The sequence below is a fragment of the Variovorax sp. RO1 genome (assembly GCF_002849325.1).
Lineage (GTDB): Bacteria > Pseudomonadota > Gammaproteobacteria > Burkholderiales > Burkholderiaceae_C > Variovorax.
In genome coordinates, this window is sequence record NZ_PKMT01000001.1 from 114,846 (window position 1) to 133,749 (window position 18,904).

Annotated in this window: 13 protein-coding genes; all 13 read left to right on the top strand. The window is 69.4% G+C overall.

Going from position 1 to position 18,904, the window contains the following annotated elements; translation table 11 throughout:
- Positions 1-9 precede the first annotated feature (9 nt).
- The 13 genes from CY658_RS00495 to tssG all read left to right on the top strand — a co-directional run bounded on the left by CY658_RS00495 (position 10) and on the right by tssG (position 18,889).
- Positions 10-1,362 carry a DotU family type VI secretion system protein gene (locus CY658_RS00495; RefSeq protein ID WP_101488398.1) on the top strand — a complete coding sequence of 451 codons (1,353 nt, stop codon included), beginning with the start codon at positions 10-12 and terminating at the stop codon, positions 1,360-1,362.
- Positions 1,359-4,964 carry a type VI secretion system membrane subunit TssM gene (gene tssM, locus CY658_RS00500; RefSeq protein WP_101488399.1) on the top strand — a complete coding sequence of 1,202 codons (3,606 nt, stop codon included), beginning with the start codon at positions 1,359-1,361 and terminating at the stop codon, positions 4,962-4,964. Before CY658_RS00495 ends, tssM begins: the two co-directional genes overlap by 4 nt.
- Positions 4,961-5,593, top strand: a complete 633-nt coding sequence (gene tagF / locus CY658_RS00505; RefSeq protein ID WP_101488400.1) for a type VI secretion system-associated protein TagF — start codon at positions 4,961-4,963, stop codon at positions 5,591-5,593. The genes tssM and tagF overlap by 4 nt, the downstream gene beginning before the upstream one ends.
- Before the next feature lie 694 nt (positions 5,594-6,287).
- Positions 6,288-8,198 (top strand): serine/threonine-protein kinase, encoded by a 1,911-nt coding sequence (locus CY658_RS00515; RefSeq protein WP_101488401.1) that lies wholly within the window; start codon positions 6,288-6,290, stop codon positions 8,196-8,198.
- A gap of 59 nt (positions 8,199-8,257) precedes the next feature.
- Complete coding sequence (gene mltA / locus CY658_RS00520) at positions 8,258-9,841, top strand: murein transglycosylase A (protein ID WP_101488402.1); 1,584 nt, start codon at positions 8,258-8,260, stop codon at positions 9,839-9,841.
- A gap of 120 nt (positions 9,842-9,961) precedes the next feature.
- A complete protein-coding gene (locus tag CY658_RS00525) occupies positions 9,962-10,621 on the top strand; it encodes a hypothetical protein (RefSeq protein WP_257884587.1) in 660 nt (219 codons plus the stop codon).
- 27 nt (positions 10,622-10,648) lie between these two features.
- On the top strand, positions 10,649-11,785 hold the full coding sequence (locus CY658_RS00530) for a hypothetical protein (RefSeq protein ID WP_101488404.1): 1,137 nt from the start codon (positions 10,649-10,651) through the stop codon (positions 11,783-11,785).
- A 128-nt stretch (positions 11,786-11,913) separates the two neighbouring features.
- Positions 11,914-13,935 carry a caspase family protein gene (locus CY658_RS00535; protein WP_257884588.1) on the top strand — a complete coding sequence of 674 codons (2,022 nt, stop codon included), beginning with the start codon at positions 11,914-11,916 and terminating at the stop codon, positions 13,933-13,935.
- Positions 13,936-13,992: 57 nt separating this feature from the next.
- Positions 13,993-14,550 (top strand): type VI secretion system tube protein Hcp, encoded by a 558-nt coding sequence (locus tag CY658_RS00540; RefSeq protein ID WP_101488406.1) that lies wholly within the window; start codon positions 13,993-13,995, stop codon positions 14,548-14,550.
- A gap of 40 nt (positions 14,551-14,590) precedes the next feature.
- Complete coding sequence (locus tag CY658_RS00545) at positions 14,591-15,433, top strand: type VI secretion system accessory protein TagJ (RefSeq protein WP_101488407.1); 843 nt, start codon at positions 14,591-14,593, stop codon at positions 15,431-15,433.
- A complete protein-coding gene (gene tssE, locus CY658_RS00550) occupies positions 15,426-15,941 on the top strand; it encodes a type VI secretion system baseplate subunit TssE (protein ID WP_062481207.1) in 516 nt (171 codons plus the stop codon). Before CY658_RS00545 ends, tssE begins: the two co-directional genes overlap by 8 nt.
- Before the next feature lie 6 nt (positions 15,942-15,947).
- Positions 15,948-17,840, top strand: coding sequence for a type VI secretion system baseplate subunit TssF (tssF, locus tag CY658_RS00555; protein ID WP_101488408.1), 1,893 nt, complete (start codon positions 15,948-15,950; stop codon positions 17,838-17,840).
- A complete protein-coding gene (gene tssG, locus CY658_RS00560) occupies positions 17,837-18,889 on the top strand; it encodes a type VI secretion system baseplate subunit TssG (protein ID WP_257884589.1) in 1,053 nt (350 codons plus the stop codon). Before tssF ends, tssG begins: the two co-directional genes overlap by 4 nt.
- Positions 18,890-18,904 lie beyond the last annotated feature (15 nt).

Consider the following 18,904-nt stretch of genomic DNA (forward strand, 5'->3'; position numbering starts at 1 on the left):
AACATCACCATGAGCACCCCTCCCGACCCCTTTGCCGCCTTCGAGTCCGAGCGCACGGTCATCAAGCCCAAGCCGCGCACGCCGGGCGGCACGCCGCCGGCCGCTGCGCCTGCGCCGTTCTTCGGCGGCGCCGATCCGACGCCCGTGGCCGAGGTGGGCGAGATCGGCCTGCTCAATCCGCTGGTGTCGGCCGCGGGCAAGCTGCTGGTGCTGATCGGCAAGCTGCGCAACCTCGCGCAGCCGCCCAACGTGCCGGCGCTGCGCGCGTCCACCGCCGACGCGGTGAACCAGTTCGATGCCTCGGCGCGCCGTGCGGGCGTGGGCAACGAGTCGGTGCTGGCCGCGCGCTACGTGCTGTGCACCGCGCTCGACGAGGCCGTGGCCAACACGCCCTGGGGCGTGCAGGCCGGCTGGAACAAGCAGAGCCTGCTGGTGCAGTTCCACAACGAGACCTGGGGCGGCGAAAAGGTGTTCCAGCTGCTCGCCAAGCTCGCGCAAGACGTGCCCACGCACCGCCAGTTGCTCGAGCTGATCTACAGCGTGCTCGCGCTCGGCTTCGAGGGCCGCTACCGCGTGGTCGACAACGGCCGTGCGCAGCTCGACTCGGTGCGTCAGCGCCTGGCCGACCTCATCGCCAAGGACCGTCCGGCCGTCGAGCCCGAGCTGTCGCCGCACTGGCGCGGGCAGGGCGCGGGCACGGTGCGGCTGCGCGAGTCGCTGCCGCTGTGGGTGTTCGCGGCCGGCTTTGCGCTGCTGCTGGCGCTGGCGTGGTTCGGGCTGCGGCTCACGCTCAATCACCGCTCCGACACCACCTATGCGGCCGTGTCGAGCCTGCGTGTGCCCAACATCCAGATCGCACCGCCCGCCGCGCCGGCCAAGTCGCCGCGGCTCGCGCGTTTTCTCGAACCCGAGATCAAGCAGGGGCTGGTCACGGTGACCGACGAGGCCGACCGCAGCGTGGTGCGCCTGCGTGGCGATTCGTTCTTCGGCTCGGGCAGCGCCGAGCCGATGGCGGCCTCGCTGCCCGTGCTGCGCCGCATCGGCCAGGCGCTGGCCGAGGTGAAGGGCGAGGTGCTCATCACCGGCCACTCCGACAACCAGCCGATCCGCTCGCTGCGCTACCCGTCGAACTGGCACCTGTCGGCCGCACGCGCCGATGCGGTGAAGGGCGCGCTCACCACGCTGGTCGACCCCGCGCGCATGCGCTCCGACGGCAAGGCCGACGCCGAGCCGGTGGCCGCTAATGACACGCCGGTCAACCGCGCGCGCAACCGTCGCGTCGACATCGTGCTGCTGACCGAACCCGAGCGCGTGGCTGCTGCTGCCGCACCCGCTGCTCCCGTTCCAGGAGCAACGAAATGATCAAGAAAATCTTCGGGTTCCTGTTCAGCCCGCTGCTGCTGACGCTGCTGGCGCTGATCGTCGTCGCACTGCTGATCTGGTGGATCGGCCCGCTGGTGAAGATCGGTTCGCTCGCGCCGCTCGAAGGCGAGATGACGCGCGCCATCGTCATCGGCGTCATCGTGCTCATCGTCGTGCTGCGCGCGCTGTACCGCCGCTGGCGTGCGCGCCGTGCCAGTCAGCACCTGACCGACGGCTTGATGAAGGCGCCGGCCGCCGCCAAGACCGGTGCACCGGTCGACGGCGAACAGAAGATCCTCGACACGCGCTTCAGCGAAGCCGTCGCCACGCTCAAACAGATGCGCCTGCACGCCGCCGGCAAGAAGCCGGGCTGGCGCGACTGGCTGTCGATCTCGGGCGGCAGCTATCTGTACGACCTGCCGTGGTACGTCTTCATCGGCGCTCCGGGGGCGGGCAAGACCACGGCGCTCGTCAACTCGGGCCTGAGCTTTCCGTTGGCCGAGAAGTTCGGGCCCGGCGCGATCCGCGGCGTGGGCGGCACGCGCAACTGCGACTGGTGGTTCACCGACGAGGCCGTGCTCATCGACACGGCCGGGCGCTACACCACGCAGGACAGCCACCAGTCGGAAGACAAGAGTGCATGGGAAGGCTTCCTCGGCCTGCTGAAGAAGGCGCGCCCGCGCCGGCCGCTCAACGGCGTGTTCCTCACCGTGAGCGTGGGCGACCTGCTGAGCCAGGGCCCCGAGGCGCGCACGCAGCTCGCGGCGTCGATCCGCGCGCGGCTGCTCGAACTCGACAGCAAGCTCACCACGCGCCTGCCGGTGTACGTGCTTGTGACGAAGAGCGACCTGCTCTACGGCTTCACCGATTACTTCGACGACCTCGGCAAGGAGCAGCGCGCGCAGGTCTTCGGCTTCACGCTGCCGGCGGACGAGAACGTGCAGCTTGAAGAGAAGGGCCTGTCGGCCGCGTTCCACCGCGAGTTCGGCCTGCTGCACAACCGCATCAACGACGGCCTCATCGCACGCATGCAGCGCGAGACCGACGGCACGCGCCGCGCGGCGATCTTCGGCTTTCCGGCGCAGTTCGGTTCGGTCGGCCCGCTGCTGTCCGACCTGCTCGAGCAGGTGTTCACCGGCTCGCGTTTTGCGCAGCCGCCGTGGGTGCGCGGCGTGTACTTCACCAGCGGCACGCAAGAGGGCAGCCCGATCGACCGCGTGATGGGCAGCCTGGCGCGCAGCTTCGGCATCGAGCGCGCCCTGCTCGCGCCGCAGAAGTCGAGCGGTCGCAGCTACTTCCTCACCGCGCTGCTGCGCGAGGTGGTGTTCCCCGAGCAGCGCCTTGCGGGCGCCGACGTGAAGCTGGAGCGCCGCCGCAACACGCTGCGCCTGGCGGGCGTGGCCGCGATGACGCTGGTCACTGTCGGCCTGCTCGCGGCCTGGGGCTACAGCACCTGGCAGAACAACAACTACCTGAAGTCGGTCGAGGCGCGCGTCGAGCCCGCGCAGAAAACCTTGGCCGCGCTGCCGACGCGCGTGCAGAACCTGGTCGAGGTCGCGCCCGTGCTGCAGGGCCTGCGCGACATCTGGAAGACGCCCGACAACCGCCAGGGCGACGAGCCGCTGTCGATGACGCTGGGCCTGTACCAGGGCGACAAGCTCGACGCCGCCGCCATGCTCACGCACCAGCGCGCGCTCAACGACGCCTTTTTGCCGCAGATCGCCAAGCGCATCGAAGACCAGCTGCGCACCGCGCAGAAGGACAACCTCGAGTTCACTTACGAGGCCCTGAAGAGCTACTTGATGCTCTACCAGCCCGAGCGTTTCGACCCCGAGGCGCTGAAGGCCTGGATCACGCTCGACTGGGCGCGCAACCTCGATCGCGGCATTCCCGAAGACCAGCGCAAGGCGCTCGAAGACCAGCTCGACGTGCTCATCGCCCAAGGCCCGCCGCGCTCGCCGCTGAAGATGGACGAGAACCTGGTGCGCAGCGTGCGTGCCGTGCTCGCGAGCTACCCGCTGGAGCAGCGCGTGTTCAGCCGCTTGAAGCGCCAGCGTGCCACCAAGGACATCCCGGGCTTCAGCGTCGCGCAGGCCACCGGCCCGTCGGGCCCGCTCGTGTTCGAGCGCATCAGCGGCAAGCCGCTGAGCGAAGGCGTGCCGGGCATGTTCACCTACGACGGGTACCACAAGCGCTTCCAGAACGAGGTCGTGGTGCTCACCGGCCTGCTGGCCGCCGAAGACCCGTGGGTGCTCGGTCAGGATCGCAACGCCAGCGAGCGTTTGCGCGATGCCGCGGCGCTCGGCGCGCTCACCGACCGCGTGCGTCGTCTCTACCTGGAGGAGTACGTCAAGCAGTGGGAAGCGCTGCTGGCCGATGTGCGGCTGATCCGCGTCAGCGGCTTGGAGAAGAACATCGAGACCGCGCGCATCCTGTCGGGCGTCGATTCGCCGCTCGCGAATTTTTTGCGTGCGGTGGTCAAGCAGACCACGCTGATTCCTGCGGCCGATGCCAACAAGGACGTGGTCAGCAAGGCCTCCGAGACCGTGCGCAACACGCGCAAGGGTCTGGAAGACCTGTTCGGCAGTGACCCCGGCAAGCAGGTGGCGCCGGGCAAGCGCATCGAGAGCATCGTGGACGACCGCTTTGAATCGCTGCGCCGCCTCGTCACCGCGGGCGGCCCGAACCAGCCCGCGCCGATCGACGATGCGCTCAAGCTCTTCAACGAGGTGTACGTGTACCTCAACGCCGTCGACACGGCCGTGAAGGGCCGCACCTCGCCGCCGCCCGGCGACGTGGCCGGCAAGCTCAAGTCGGACGCGGGCCGTCTGCCCGAGCCGGTGCGCAGCATGATCGAGAACCTGAGCCAGACCGGCGCCACCCAGGCGCAGGTGGCCGAGCGCGGCAACCTGAGCCAGGACCTGCGCCCCGTGACCGAGTTCTGCAGCCGCGCCATCGCGGGCCGCTACCCGTTTGTACAAAGCAGCAAGCGCGACGTGCTGCCCGAAGACTTCGGCCAGATGTTCGGCGCCGGTGGCCTGATGGACGACTTCTTCCAGAAGCGTCTGGCCGCGCTGGTCGACACCAGCACCCGGCCGTGGCGCTACAAGCCCGTGGCCGAGCGCGGCGCCGTCACCACGCAGGCGCTGGCGCAGTTCGAGCGCGCGGCGCGCATCAAGGACATCTTCTTCCGCGGCGGCGGGCGCGGCCCGTCGATGCGGCTCGACTTCAAGCCGGTGGAGATGGATGCGGGCATCACGCAGTTCATCCTCGACGTGGACGGGCAGCTCGTGAAGTACGCGCATGGGCCGGTGGTGCCGATGGCGGTGCAGTGGCCGGGGCCGAAGGGGAGCAATCAGGTGCGTGTTCAAGTGAGCCCGCCGTCGACCACCGGGAGTTCGGGGTCGGCGATGGATGGGCCTTGGGCTTTGTTCCGCACGCTGGATGACGGGCAGCTGGAAGCTGGGGATGCACCGGAGAAGTTTTTCATCACGTTCCAGGTGGGGGCGCGGAAGACGCGGTTCGAGGTGACGACGAACAGCGTGCAGCATCCGATTCGGTTGAAGGAGTTGCGGGAGTTTTCTTGTCCGGAGGGGTTGTGAGCTTGGCCTCTTCTTCTCTCTTCGTTTCCTCTGAGTTGCCGGGGTGGTTTGGCAAGCTGCCGGGGATGGGGGACTTTGCGCATCGGCGGTTGCCGGAGGCGTTTCGCTCGGTGTGGGATCCGTGGTTGCAGCGCGGCCTGGCGAGGCTGAAGGATCGGCATGCGGATTGGACTGCTCACTACCTGGAGGCGCCTGTGTGGTGCTTTGCGCTGGGGGCGCAGGTGGTGGGGGAACGGGGGTGGATGGGGGTGTTGATGCCTTCGGTCGATGGGGTGGGGCGGTACTTTCCGTTCACTCTGGCTGTTGAGTTGGATGAGGGCGTTGCTTCTGGTGTTCTGAGTGGGGAGGCGCTTGCTGCTGCTCTTCGGTGGTGGGCGTTGGGGACGCTGGCTGTGCTTGAAGGGCTTGAGAGTGATTTGGATGCGTTGCGGTTTGATGCGGCGCTGGGGCGCTTGTTTGTGGCTTCTGCTGATGACGCTTCTGTTGAAGGCCGATCGCTTGAGTTGCCTTTGGCAGGGGCCTCGCTTTGGATGGAGACGCCTGGGGTGGAGGGCGGGGTTCGGATGTTGGCTACCGGGTTGCCTCGGGATGTGCAGTTCGACGCTTTGTTTCTTGGGGGTGGGGAATGAGGGCAGGGCTTTCTTTTGCTTTCCGAGGCCGGGTCTCGCCCCGGCGGGCGACTCACTTTCTTTTGCTTCGCCAAAAGAAAGTAAGCAAAGAAAAGGCGACCCCACTGTCTGCGACCCTTCGCTTCGCTACGGGCAACCTGCGGTGCTCGCGTTTCGCGGGGTCTCGCAGAACTCGCTGCGCTCAAACAGCTGCGAGCCCTGATCCGCGAAACGCTGCGCTCCTCGGCGCATACAGAGGGGAGGGGGACCTCGGGCCGTCGCTTCGCTCGGCCCGGAGTTTCCAGCAGCCGAATTCCGTGCTCGTGTTTGCATCCGCGCCTGCGACAGCACGCAAGTCAAAACCAACATCACCACCAATCCCCGCCGCAGCAGGCGCAAAGCGCCTGCTGCGGCCCACTGGCCGAGCGCAGCGATGGCCCGTTGGTATCCAAACCCCTTCTGTATGCGCCGAGGAGCGCAGCGTTTCGCGGATCAGGGCTCGCCCTTGTTTGAGCGAAGCGAGTTTGGGCGAGACCCCGCGAAACGTGAGCACCGCAGGTTGCCCGAAGCGAAGCGTAGGGACGCAGACAGCAGGGTCGCCTTTCTTTTGCCTACGTTTCTTTGGCGAAGCAAAGAAAAGTAGGTCGCCCGCCGGGGCGAGACCCGGCCCCGGAAAGCAAACCAAAAACGGCGTTCACCCAGCAGGAGCAGGTCAATGACCGACAACGCCCCTCCACCCGAAGACGACCGCACCCGAGTCGTCTCACGCACTCCCACAACCGAAGCTGACACAGGCGGCGCCACCGTCATCACCGCCGGCGGCTTCACCACAGCCTCAGGCACCCCAGTCACCAGCCCAGCAACAGCAACCCACGACGCAGGCCTCCTCCCCGTAGGCAGCCGCCTCGCCGAATTCGAAGTCACCCGAGTAGTCGGCCAAGGCGGCTTCGGCGTCGTCTACGAAGCCTGGGATCACACCCTAGAACGCGTAGTAGCCATCAAGGAATACCTGCCCACGTCGCTATCGACAAGACAGCAAGACGGCACCGTAGTCCCCTTGTCAGAAAGACACAGAGAAACCTTCGACCTAGGCATGCGCAGCTTCATCAACGAAGCCCGCCTCCTCGCCCAGTTCGACCACCCATCCCTCCTCAAGGTCTACCGCTTCTGGCAAGAAAAGGGCACCACCTACATGGTCATGCCCTTCTACAAGGGCGACACCTTGCGAGAGGCACTCGTAGCGATCCCGGCAGGCGTCGACGAAGCCTGGCTCACCCGCATCATGGACGGCGTCACCCAGGCCCTCGCCGTGATGCACAGCGCCAACTGCTACCACCGCGACATCGCCCCCGACAACATCATCCTGCTCGAAGGCTCCGGCCGCCCCGTGGTGCTCGACTTCGGCGCTGCGCGCCGCGTGATCACCGACAAGACGCAGGCGATCACCGTCATCCTCAAGCCCGGCTACGCGCCCATCGAGCAGTACGCCGAGATGCCGGACATGTCCCAGGGCGCATGGACCGACGTCTACGCGCTCGCCGCCGTGATGCACGTCGCGGTGTGCGGCCGCGCGCCGCCGCCGTCGGTCGCGCGGCTGCTGTCCGACAGCTACGTGCCGCTCGCGGGCAATGACATCCTGCGCCAGCGCTACAGCGACCGGCTGCTGGCAGCGATCGATGCGGGCTTGGGCGTGCGACCCGAGGCGCGACCGCAGTCGATGGCAGAGTTGCGCGCGGCATTGGGTCTCGAAGTCGGCCACAGCATCGCGCCCACGCCGCGCACCGTGCCGCCGTCGGGTGCACGAAGCAGTCAGTCGGGTGCCGATGCACCCACCGTGATCGGCACGGCCCACATGCCAAAGCCCATCGCTGCCAAGGCACCTGTCTCCAATAACAAGAGCGGCAGCAACAAGGCGGTTCTCGGCGCCGTCGCCGCCGCCGTGCTGGTCGTCGCAGCAGGCGGTGGATGGTGGTTCCTCGGCCGCTCGGGCGGCGAAGGCGATACAGGCAAGACGGCGCAAACAGCCACACCCGCGCCACCCCCCGACACCCCCACCCAGGTCGCCGAGGCCCCACCGGCGCCTCCACCCCCGCCCCCGCCCCCTCCGAAGCCACGCACCCCCGTCGAATCCCTGCAATCCCTCGCCGCCGGCGCCGCCCCGGGCTTCGAGGTCACGGCCACGCCGAAGAAAGCCGAAGTCGCCATCGGCAAGGACAAGCTGGCCTTCGAGGTGCGCAGCAAGCGCGACGGTTTCGTTTACGTGTTCCTGCTGTCCAGCGGCGGCGAGATGTTCCTGCTGTTCCCGAACCTGCTCGACAAGTACAACAAGATCGCCGCCAACGCCGCGCTCGCGCTGCCGCGTGCCTCCTGGCCGATGGACGCCGGCGGGCCGGCCGGCACCAACCAGTTCGCGGTGCTCGTGAGCGAGCACGAGCGCGACTTCGGCGCCTCGGGCGTGCAGAACGAAGGCGTGTTTCCGCAGTTCCCGCTGCCGGTGCTCTCGGCGCTCGAAGCCACACGCGGCACCGGGCCCACGCCGTTGCTGGGCAAACCGGTGTGCGCGCCAGGCGCCACGCCGTGCAACGACGTCTATGGCGTCGCGAATTTCAAAATCGTCGAGAAGTAATCGTCTGTAGAGCGTCGGCCGCTTTCGGCCCCTTTCCACGACCCGACCAGGAGACTTTCATGCACACGTCACCGTCGCCGCACTTCGCGCTTCCCCTTCGCCGAACGGCCGCCGTGGTCGCGCTGGCACTGCTGGCCGCCTGCGCCAACACGCCGCCGTCCGCCACGGGCACGGCCGCCACGCCGACCGCCACGACCGACTCTGCGACCGCACCGGCCCGCCCCACCGGCGGCAGCGTGGCCGGGCAGGCGCGCACCTTCTCGACCCAGCTCGCCACCTACACCTCGGTCGGCTTCGACGCCGTGCCGGGCTGGGCGCGCGACGACTTCTCGGAAAGCTGGCCGGCGTTTCTGGGCAGCTGCAAGGTGCTCAACGGGCGCGGCGCCGAATGGAAAGAGGTGTGCGAGCGCGCGCTGAAGGTCGACGGCAAGAGCACGCAGGCCATTCGCGGCTTCTTCGAGAGCGAGTTCTCGGCGTACCAGATCCGCGACGACGACCGCAAACCCGACGGCGTGGTCACCGGCTACTTCGAGCCCGAGATCGCGGGCAGCCGCACCTACGTTGCGCCGTTCATCTACCCGGTCTACGGCCAGCCCGAGGACATGCTGTTCGTCGATGCACGCAAGCTCCCGGCCGGCAGCGGCACGGTGCCTGCGAAGGTCGAAGGCCGCAACGTGATCGTGCAGACCGGCCTGAACACGCGCGACATGGGCGCACCCGGCCTGTACGCGCTCGACCTCTCGGCCATCACCCGCGACACGCTCGACCGCAAGGTGCGCCTGCGCATCGACGGCAAGCGCCTGCTGCCGTACTACACGCGCGAAGAGATCGAGACCAAGGGCGCGCCCAACGCCAAGGTGCTGGCCTTCGTGAGCAGCGCCACGGCGCTGTACGAGATGCAGATCCAGGGTTCGGGCCGCATCAAGCTGCCCAGCGGCGAGATCGTGCGCGTGGCCTATGCCGAGCAGAACGGCCAGCCCTTCCGCCCGACCATCGCGCAGGCCGCCAACGGCAAGCCGCGCAGCGCCGTGAAGGTGCGCGGTGGTTCGCTCGAGCTGACGCTGGACGACGGCGACGACGAAGACACGGGCGCCATCGACAACAGCGTGATCCGCACGCGCGGCTTCACGCTGGCACGGCCCACGGCCAGCGGCGCGGTGGTGGTGCCGGGCCGTCGCACGGCCGGTGCGGTGGCCGGCTCCGGCATCAAGGACCCGAGCTACGTGTTCTTCAAGGAATCGACCTCGCCCGCGGGCGGTCCGGTGGGTGCCTTCGGCGTGCCGCTGTCGGCCGGCCGTTCGATCGCGGTCGATCCGCGCAGCACGCCGCTGGGCTACCCGGTGTTCGTGTCGACACGCACGCCCGGCAGCGGCGCACCCATGCAGCGCCTGACCATCGCGCAGGACACCGGCGGTGCCATCCGCGGCGCGGTGCGGGCCGACTACTTCTTCGGCAACGGCCAGCAGGCCGCCACCAACGCGCGTCGCATGAAGGAGCGCGGGCAGCTGTGGATCTTGCTGCCACGCGGCCTGGCTGTGGCGCAGGCCGCGGTGTCGGGTGCGATCCGCACGCGCGGTGGTCCGGTGGGTGCGAACCTGCCGCAGTGCCTCGTTCCGTCTGAAGGCGTCTGCGTCGACGACTGACCTCACTTTTCTCGACCCCCTTGGCCCTTCATGCAGGAAACCCTTTCGTCCGCGGAAAGCTCTGAACTCGTCCGCCTCTGGCGGCGACGGCAGACGTTGTCCTCGGACGACATGGGCACCATGTACCGCATCGTGGGCGATGCGCTCGTGGCCTGCAATCCGCCCGAGCTGCAGGTGCTGGGCGAGGGGCGGCAGGAGCTGGTGGCGCAGTTCATCTACGTGAAGGTGCTGCGGCTCGATGCCGACCCCGACGAGTCGGAAGAGCGCGCCGGCCACAGCGCACCTTCCACCGCCTTCGCCCTGTGCGCGTACTTCCGCCGCTACCTCATCGACTGCACGCGCGCCAGCGCGTTTCGCCGCAAGGTCTCCATCGGCGACCAGATCACCGAGGCCCAGCTCGAAGACGAACTCGGCCCGGGCGAAGACCTCGAAGGCTGCCTGGCCGAGCACGGCCTCAGCGCGCAGGCCGTGCAGCTGGCGGCGCGCGCCTTCATTGCCGGGCTGCCCGAGCCCGAGCGCATCCTGCTGTGCGAGGGCTTCGGGCAGGAGGCCGAGGGCGGGCTGTCGGGCATCGCCTCGCGCCACGCCATCGCCTCGTACCACTACCGCGCCGGCCGGCTGGGCCTCGTGCACAAGCGCGAAGGGCTGGGCGCCGGCTATGCGCAAACGCGCATCGGCAGCTGGATCGGCCAGACCCTGGGCATCGCCATCGAGGCCGACAACATGGCGGCGATCCTGCAGGTTTTCAAAATCCTCGGGGCTGAAGCGTCTTATGTCTGAAGACATAGCCATTCAGGAACAGACGCCATGACCACCGACCTCTGGCCCCCGCTCAGCGTGATCCGCCATGCGTTCGAAACCGGCGCGCCGCCGGGCGATGCCCCACCGGGCGTTGCCACCGTCGCGATGCCGCACAGCAGCGCAGGCGCGAGCGTAGGCACGCCCGTGGTGTCGGACCTGCTGCTCCCCTTGACCGAATTGGCCCGGCGCCGCGAGGCTGTCGCCCGGCGCGCCTTCACTGCGCGCTGGGCGCCGGGCCGCCTCGTGAGCGTGGTGCACGACGGGCGCCTGCTCGGCGTGCTGCTCGACCGCTGCATCCACGGCGACCTCTGGCAGGGCTGGATGGCCGCCGGCGAGCCCGACTGGGCCTCCGACTTCGACGTGCTGCTCGAGCCCGACGACGAGCCCTTCGAGCCGATGTTCGGCGTGATCCAGGCCTGGAACGTGCTCACGCTCGAACCCAGCCCGCAGCTGGCCGCGCGCGTGCTCGGCGAGGTGTCGGCCACGCGGCTCGCCGCGATCCGCGCGGTGCACGACGAATGGGCCGCGCACGCCGCTTCTGCCATCGCACCGGAGCCGGGGCGCATCGCGCTGCGCGCCGTGGGCGGTGCGTTCTCGGTGCTGTCGGGCACGCCGCTCGGGCCGCAAGACCCGCGTGTCGACTACCAGTCGCTGTACCGCGATGCGGGCTTGCAACTGGGGCGCGCGCTGGCGCAACCGCAGGACGAAACGTCCGCCGCACCGTCGCCATCGCCCGCTCGGCCGCTGCCTCGGCCCGAGGACGGCTGGTGGGGAAGCATCCGCCGCTGGTTCGGTGCCGAAGGCTGGGCGCGCCCGGCGTTTGCGGCGGTGGCGCTGTTCGCGGTGATCCAGAACGTGGGGCTCATCGGCGGGCGGAGCACCACCGAAGACGACGACGTGCGCTTTCGCTCGGTGCCTGTGGCGCCTGTCGCGGCGCAGGCGAATCTGGTCGTGCGCTGGAAGGACGGCGTGCGCATCGACGAGGCCGATCGCCTGCTGCGCTCGATGTCGGCGGAAGTGGTCGGCGGGCCAGGGCCGAACGGCGTCTGGCGCGTGCGCGTGGCCGATCCGGTCGGCGGTTTGTCGGTGCTTGCGGCGTCGCCGTTGGTTGCATCAGCCGGGCCGGCTTCGGAGCAGCGATGACACGCGCCGCGCGGCCCCCGTCTTTCTCCCTCCCCCGCTGGGGGAGGGCAGGGGTGGGGGCAAGCGGCGCATCCATCGGGCGCTCTGTCTGCCCCCATCCCAGCCCTCCCCCAGCGGGGGAAGGAGCGATGCGGGTGCTCGGCTTGCAGGTGCTGTGGATGCTGGCGCTGCTCGTCTGCGGCAGCACCGCCTTCGCCACCCAGCGCGCCTTGCTCGTCGGCGTCTCCGAACTCGTCAACCAGCCGCAGGCCCTGTGGCTGCAGGCGCCGCGCAACGACGTGATGCTCATGCGCGATGCCTTGCTGAAGCAGGGCTTCACCGTGCCCGACATCGCCGTGCTCGCCGACGGTGTGCCCGGCGCGGCGCTGCCCGAATCGCAGGCCATCCACGAAGCGCTGGCGCGACTGCTCGCGCAGTCGGCCAGCGGCGACTTCGTGCTGCTGTATTTCTCCGGCCACGGCACGCGCCTGCGCGACGTGGCCAAGCGCTACCAGGAGCCCGACGGGTTGTCCGAGAACTTCCTCGCGCGTGACGTGCGCGGCACGCTCGGCACCGACGCCGCACTCAGCGGTGATCTGCGCGACGTCGACTTCGACGCCTGGATCCAGGCCTTCCTCGCGAAGAACGTGTTCGTCGCCTCGGTGTTCGACACCTGCTCCGCCAACTCCATGACGCGCGGCACGGGCGATGCGCCCGCGACCGCCGAAGGCCCGGCCGACGACGAGGTGCGCTGGCGCGGCCTGCGCACGACGCAGCTCACGGGCGGTGCGTCGCCCGCACGGTCTCTTGCTGCTCCGCCGGCTGCGACCGATGCCGTGCCGCGCGCCCGCTACGTGGCGCTGTTCGCGTCCGAAAGCCACCAGATCACGCCCGAGCTGCGCCTGCCGCGCAAGGCGCGCAGCGCCCGGCCGCAGGGCCTGCTGACCTGGGCCGTGGTCGAGTCGCTGGCGCGCAAGCCCGCCACCTGGCGCGACCTGTTCGACGGCGTGCTCGCGCTGTACCCGCCGGTCATCGACGAGCTGGCGCAGCGCTTTCCCACGCGCGAGCTGCCGTCGCCCGTGGCCGAGGGCAACCTCGATGCGCCGCTGTTTGCCAACAGCGGCGCACCCGCGTCCACGCGGCCTGTGTGGAGCGCGCAGCGCAGCGGCGACAGCCTGGCCGTCAAGGCCGGCCTGCTCGACGGCCTGGCGGCGCAGCAGGAGGTGCGTGTGCTCGCGACGCTCGACGACGGCACTGTGCGCCGCGCACCGGCCGCCATCGCGCAGATCAAGCTCGGCGGCGCGTGGCTCGCCGTGCCCGCGGCGTTGAAAGACCTGCCGGGCAGCGCGTTCTGGAGCGTCACGCCGGTCACCGAGCCGGCCGCGACGGCGCTGCGCGTGCGCGCCGACAAGCCGCTGCCCGTCGGCCTGAGCCTCGACTACCCGGCCGCGATCCGCCTGGCCGACGACCCCGCAGCGGCCGACGTGCGCTGGACCGACCTCGGCCCCGCGGGCCATCGCCTCGAAGCGCTCGCGCCCGTGTTCGGCACCGCCGCCTCGGCCGTCGTGGTGCCCGACGTGGCCGCGCTGCGCCGCCGCCTCCAGGCCCTGGCGCAGCTCAAGTGGCTGGCCCAGTTGCAGGCCCATGCGAAGGGCGGCCAGCTCGACGGTTTCGATGCGGCGCTCGAAGTCTGGAGCGGCGACCGGCTGCTGCGCAGCGTGCCGGTCGCCGAGGCCGCGAGCGTGCTGCCTGCACTGCGTACTGGCGAGCGTGTGCGCCTGAACGTGCGCAACACCAGCGGCCGTTCGCTCGACCTCGTCATCACCGGCGTCGACGCGCGCGGCGCGCTGCAGGCGGTGTATCCCGACGGGGCCGGCGAAACCAACCGCTTCAAGCGCGGCACGCCCGAGCAGCCGGCGGTCAAGCGTTTCGATCTGCCCTGGCTCGATGCCGCCGGCGAGGCACGTCTGCTCGTCATGGCGGTGCCGGCCGCACCCCACAGCGCGCCGCGTCTGTTCGGCGTGGCCACCGCGGCGCAGGCCGATGTGTCGGAAGTGCGCGTGCGCGGCGGCCAGCCGCCGGCCGCCAGCGGCGAGCGCCAGGTGTTCGCGGCCTTGCTGCGCAGGAGCAGCAGCAGCGTCGGCACGGCAGACGGTGGGGCGCGGCCGTGAGGCGGGCGCGCGCGGTGCCGGTTCAGTTGTTTTCTTTGTCCGAATCCGGAGGTTGATATGGCATTTCTCGAAGACGGCTCCTGGAGCCCCGAAGACGCACGGCAGTTCTACGAACTGATCGGCACCGGCTCGGCCGAGACCGACCTGGTCATGATGATCGAGAGCAAGGGCTCGCCCGTCGAGGGTGAGCTCGAACGCGTCTTCGACGACGGCAAGGCGCGCCTGAACATCGGCGGCTACTACTGGTCGGTGCAGGTGCCCGAGTCGTCCGCGCAGAACCAGGTCGTGCCCAACAACCTGGTGGTCGCACGCCGCAGCGACGCGGCCACGGCCACGCTCGCCAGCCTGCTGCGCGCGCAGGAAAAAGACCTGAAGGTCGTCATCAGCGCCTACAAGGCCGGCGGCGACCCGCAATCGCCCGAGGCGCAATCGACCTTCGAGATGTCGCTGGAAAACGCGCGCATCTGCCGGCTGGTGCTCAACTCCGGCGGCCACTGGGGCGTGCCCTCGGAGCTGGTCTCCATCAGCTACCGCACGGTGAAGATCAAGTCGGCCCCGCAGAAGACCAGCGGCGCGCGCGGCGCGGTGCGCGAATGCCAGTTCACCCGGACGTGAACCGAAATCTGAATCCGAACGCCTCCAGGAGCACTACGCCATGACGACGACCGCTGCAGATTTCCTCAAGGCCGCCGACCCGGCCGCCGCGCTCAAGGCCCTGAGCGACGACGTGCGCGCCAAGCCCTCCGACGCCAAGCACCGCGTCTTCATGGCGCAGTTGCTGTGCGTGCTCGGGCAGTGGGAGCGCGCGCTCAACCAGCTCACCGTGGCGGCCGAACTCGACGCGCTCGCCGTGCCCATGAAGCAGGTGTACGGCGAGGCCGTGCGCTGCGAAGGCCTGCGCGCCGAGGTGTTCGCCGGCACGCGCACGCCGATGATCTTCGGCCAGCCCGACGAATGGCTGGCACTGCTCATCGAATCGCTGCTGCGGCAAGGCCGCGGCGAGAGCGAGCTGGCCGAAGACCTGCGCCAGCGTGCCTTCGACGGCGCACCCGCCATCGCCGGCACCATCGACGGCGCGCCCTTCGAATGGCTGGCCGACGCCGACATGCGCCTGGGTCCGGTGCTCGAGGCCTTCGTCAACGGCAAGTACTACTGGATTCCGTATGCGCGGCTTGCGCACATCAAGATCGAGCCGCCCGAAGACCTGCGCGACTGCGTCTGGATGCCCGCGCACCTGCAGTTCGAGAACGGCGGCGAAACGCTGGCACTCATTCCCACGCGCTACGAAGGCACCGAGGCGCAGGACGACGGCGAGCTGCGCCTGGCGCGCAAGACCGAGTGGCGCGAGCTGCGCCCCGAGGTCTGGGCCGGCTACGGCCAGCGTGTGCTCGGCAGCGATGCCGGCGAGTACGCGCTGATGGACGTGCGCGAAATCCTTTTCACGCCCGCCGCCGCCGACACGGCCGAGGGCGGTGAAGAAAGCAGCGGCGGTGGCTGAACTCACCGCGCAGGAGCGGCTGCAGCCCTCGCTGCTCGACCGCCTCGTCGACCACGCGCCCGACGAAAAGCGCGAGGGCGACGACAAGCGCACGCTCACCAAGCAGGCGCTGCGCCAGGCCGTGCTGCGCGACCTCGGCTGGCTCTTCAATGCCACGGGGCACGGCCTCTCGATGGACGACAAGCAGCACCCGAATGCCGCGCGCTCCGTCATCAACTACGGATTGCCTATGCTGTCTGGCCAGTTCACCTCGTCGGTGCAGCGTGTCAGCATGGAACAGGCTTTGAAGAACGCAATCCTGCAGTTCGAGCCGCGCATTTTGTCCCGCACACTCGAAGTCGAACTCGTCATGGAAGGCCCGGCCCTGGAGTCCCACAACAGCATCGGCCTGCAGATCCGCGGCATGCTGTGGGCGCAGCCCGTGCCGCTCGAGTTCCTGATGCGAAGCCGCGTCGATCTTGAGGAAGGCCGCATAGAGATCGTGGACATGGCGCAAAACCCAAGGTAAGTCCACATGGACCCTCGGCTGCTGAGCCTGTACGAGCAGGAACTGCGCTACTTCCGCGAAAGCGCCGCCGAGTTCGCGCGCGCTTTTCCGAAGATCGCGCACCGCCTGGGCATCGAAGGCCAGGAAGTCGCCGACCCGTATGTGGAGCGGCTGATCGAGGCCACGGCTTTTCTCTCGGCGCGTGTGGGCCTGAAGCTCGACGCCGAATACCCGCGCTTTACGGGCCACCTGCTCGACATCGTCTACCCGCACTTCCTAGCGCCCACGCCGGCCATGACGGTGGTGTCGTTCGTGCCCGATCCGGAAGACGCCAACCTCGCGGCCGGCCCCACGCTGCCGCGCGGCGCCGGCCTGCGCGCGCGCCAGGCCGTGGGGCAGAACACGCACTGCGAGTTCCGCACCGCCGCTGCGCTGCGCATCTGGCCGATCGAGGTGCAGCGCGCCCAATACTTCACCTATGCGCCCGACCTGCCGCTGAACACCCACCCGCAATCGCGCGCCATCCGCGGCGGCCTGCGCATTGCCTTGCGCGCCACGGCGGGGCTGGACTTCAGCCAGATCGCGCTCGACGACCTGGTGCTGCATTTCGGCGGCGCGGAAGACGTGGCCTGGCAGCTGCACGAATGCGCGCTGGGCCAGCCCATCAGCGTGTGGGTGCGACCGCTCACGGCCAGTGGTGCCTTGCAGGGCACGGCCCGCAGCCTGCCGGGCAGCGCCATTGGCGCGGTCGGCTTCGAGGACGACGAGGCCTTGCTGCCGGTCACGGCCACGGGCTTCTCGGGCTTCCGGCTGCTGCAGGAGTACTTCGCGTTTCCGCAGCGCTTCCAGTTCGTGCGCATCGGCGGGCTGCAGGCGCTGCTCGCGACGATGCCAGTGACCGACATCGAGATCGTGCTGCTGTTCTCGCGCGGCGATGCGGCGCTCGAGAAGCTGGTGAGCGCCGACAACGTGCAGCTGCATTGCGTGCCCGCCGTCAACCTGTTCACCAAGCGGCTCGACCGCGTGCCCGTGACCGAGGGCGTGAGCCAGTTCCACCTCGTGCCCGACCGCACGCGCCCGCAGGACTTCGAGGTGCACACCGTCACCGAGGTCATCGGCCATGGCGCGCCCGGCGCCGACGCCGCGGTGGCCGAGCAGCCGTTCCGGCCGTTCTACTCGGCCTTCCACGGCAGCCGCAACAGCCACCCGGCCTACTTCACGACCACGCGCGAGCCGCGCATGCTCTCGGTGCGCCAGCGCACCGAAGGCCACCGCAGCAGCCACATCGGCTCCGAGGTCTACATGCAGATCGTCGACCCGCAGCAGGCGCCGTATGCCGCCACGCTGCGCCAGCTCGCCGTGACCGCGCTGTGCACCAACCGCGACCTGCCGCTGCTGATGCCGCTGGGCCGCGAGAACGACTTCGACTGCGTCGATTCCTTTCCTGTGCAGCGCGTGCGCATGGTGCGCGGGCCGTCGCGGCCGGTGTCGCCGGTCGTGAGCCAGGGGCTGGGCTGGCGCGTGGTGGACCATCTGGCGCTCAACTACCTGTCGCTGTCCGACAGCACGCCGGAGCAGGGCGCCGCTGCGTTGCGCGAGACGCTCATGCTCTACGCCGTGCATGCCGACGAGATGCGCCAGGGCCAGGTGCGCGGGCTGCTGTCGGTGAAGAGCAAGCCCGTCGCGCGGCGCCTGCCGCTCGCGGGCCCGATCGCCTTCGGGCGCGGGCTCGAAGTGACGCTCGAGGTCGACAAGGACGCCTTCCACGGCCACAGCGCCTTCCTGTTCGGCGCCGTGCTCGCGCAGTTTCTCGCGCGCCACGTCGAGGTGAACCACTTCGTCGAGACCGTGCTGCGCGTCGCGGGCAAGGGCGAAGCCATGCGCTGGAGGCCGCTGTGCGGGACACGACAGATTCTGTGAGCACGCGGGTGGACAACGCGCTGCGCGGGTGGTCGGCGCAGCCGTGGGACTTCGATTACTTCGCTGTGATGCGCCGCCTCGAATCGGTCGCGAAGACCACGCCGCGCTGGGGCCGCGCGCTGTTGCCGAGCGCCGAGCCGGTGCGCGTGGGGCAGGAGCCTTCGCTCTCGTTCGCGCCCGCCAGCTTCAGCCGCTTCGAGCCGGCCACCGCCTATTCGCCGCCGCGCCTGCGCCAGCACTTCTTCGGCTACATCGGCCCCAATGGTCCGCTGCCGGTGCACCTGAGCGACTTCATCCGCGAGCGCAGCCTGAACCACGGCGACCCGACCTGGCTGGCTTTTCTCGACACCTTCTCGCACCGCTTCTCGCTGCACTTCTACCGTGCGTGGGCGCAGTCGCGTCCGGCCGTGGCACTCGACCGGCCGGGCGAAGACCGCTTCCGCCTGCAGGTGGGCGCGCTGATCGGCATCGGCACGCCGGGACGCATCGATCGCGACGAGATCCATGACGACGCGCGCCTGCACTTTTCGGGCTGGCTCGCGCGCCGCGTGCACAACGCGGAAAGCGTGGAGTCGGTGCTGTGCAGTTATTTCGGCGTGCCGGTGAAGCTGGAGCGCTGGGTCGGCCACTGGATGCGCCTGCCGACGGACGACCTCACACGGCTGGGGCAGGGCGAGAGTTCGCGGTCGATGGGCATGGGCGCGATGCTCGGCACGCGCGCGTGGGACCGCCAGCACCGCGTGCGCCTGCACCTGGGGCCGCTCACGGTCGCGCAGTACCGCATGTTCCTTCCCATCGGCGACGCGCAGCCCGTGCTGCAGCGCTGGATGCAGCAGCTGCTCGGCGACACCCTCGAATGGGATGCCGAGCTGGTGCTCGAAAAAGCACAGGTGCCGTCCACGCGCCTGGGCCAGGCCCGGGGCAACGGCCCGCGCCTGGGCTGGGTCTCGTGGCTCGGCGAACGCCCGCGCACCCGCGATGCGGCGGACGTGCGCATTGCCAGCCAGCCGTCGAGGGCGCGGTCGCCGCAGCCCGCCTCCTTTCAATAAACCCCTCTTCATTCG

Excerpts from the sequence above, each read along its gene's own strand:
- CY658_RS00495 (WP_101488398.1), top strand. The coding sequence starts at position 10 with ATGAGCACCCCTCCCGACCCCTTTGCCGCCTTCGAGTCCGAGCGCACG.
- CY658_RS00535 (WP_257884588.1), top strand. The coding sequence starts at position 11,914 with ATGCGGGTGCTCGGCTTGCAGGTGCTGTGGATGCTGGCGCTGCTCGTC.
- CY658_RS00540 (WP_101488406.1), top strand. The coding sequence starts at position 13,993 with ATGGCATTTCTCGAAGACGGCTCCTGGAGCCCCGAAGACGCACGGCAG.
- CY658_RS00515 (WP_101488401.1), top strand. The coding sequence starts at position 6,288 with ATGACCGACAACGCCCCTCCACCCGAAGACGACCGCACCCGAGTCGTC.
- mltA (WP_101488402.1), top strand. The coding sequence starts at position 8,258 with ATGCACACGTCACCGTCGCCGCACTTCGCGCTTCCCCTTCGCCGAACG.
- CY658_RS00530 (WP_101488404.1), top strand. The coding sequence starts at position 10,649 with ATGACCACCGACCTCTGGCCCCCGCTCAGCGTGATCCGCCATGCGTTC.
- tssF (WP_101488408.1), top strand. The coding sequence starts at position 15,948 with ATGGACCCTCGGCTGCTGAGCCTGTACGAGCAGGAACTGCGCTACTTC.
- CY658_RS00525 (WP_257884587.1), top strand. The coding sequence starts at position 9,962 with ATGTACCGCATCGTGGGCGATGCGCTCGTGGCCTGCAATCCGCCCGAG.
- CY658_RS00545 (WP_101488407.1), top strand. The coding sequence starts at position 14,591 with ATGACGACGACCGCTGCAGATTTCCTCAAGGCCGCCGACCCGGCCGCC.
- tssM (WP_101488399.1), top strand. The coding sequence starts at position 1,359 with ATGATCAAGAAAATCTTCGGGTTCCTGTTCAGCCCGCTGCTGCTGACG.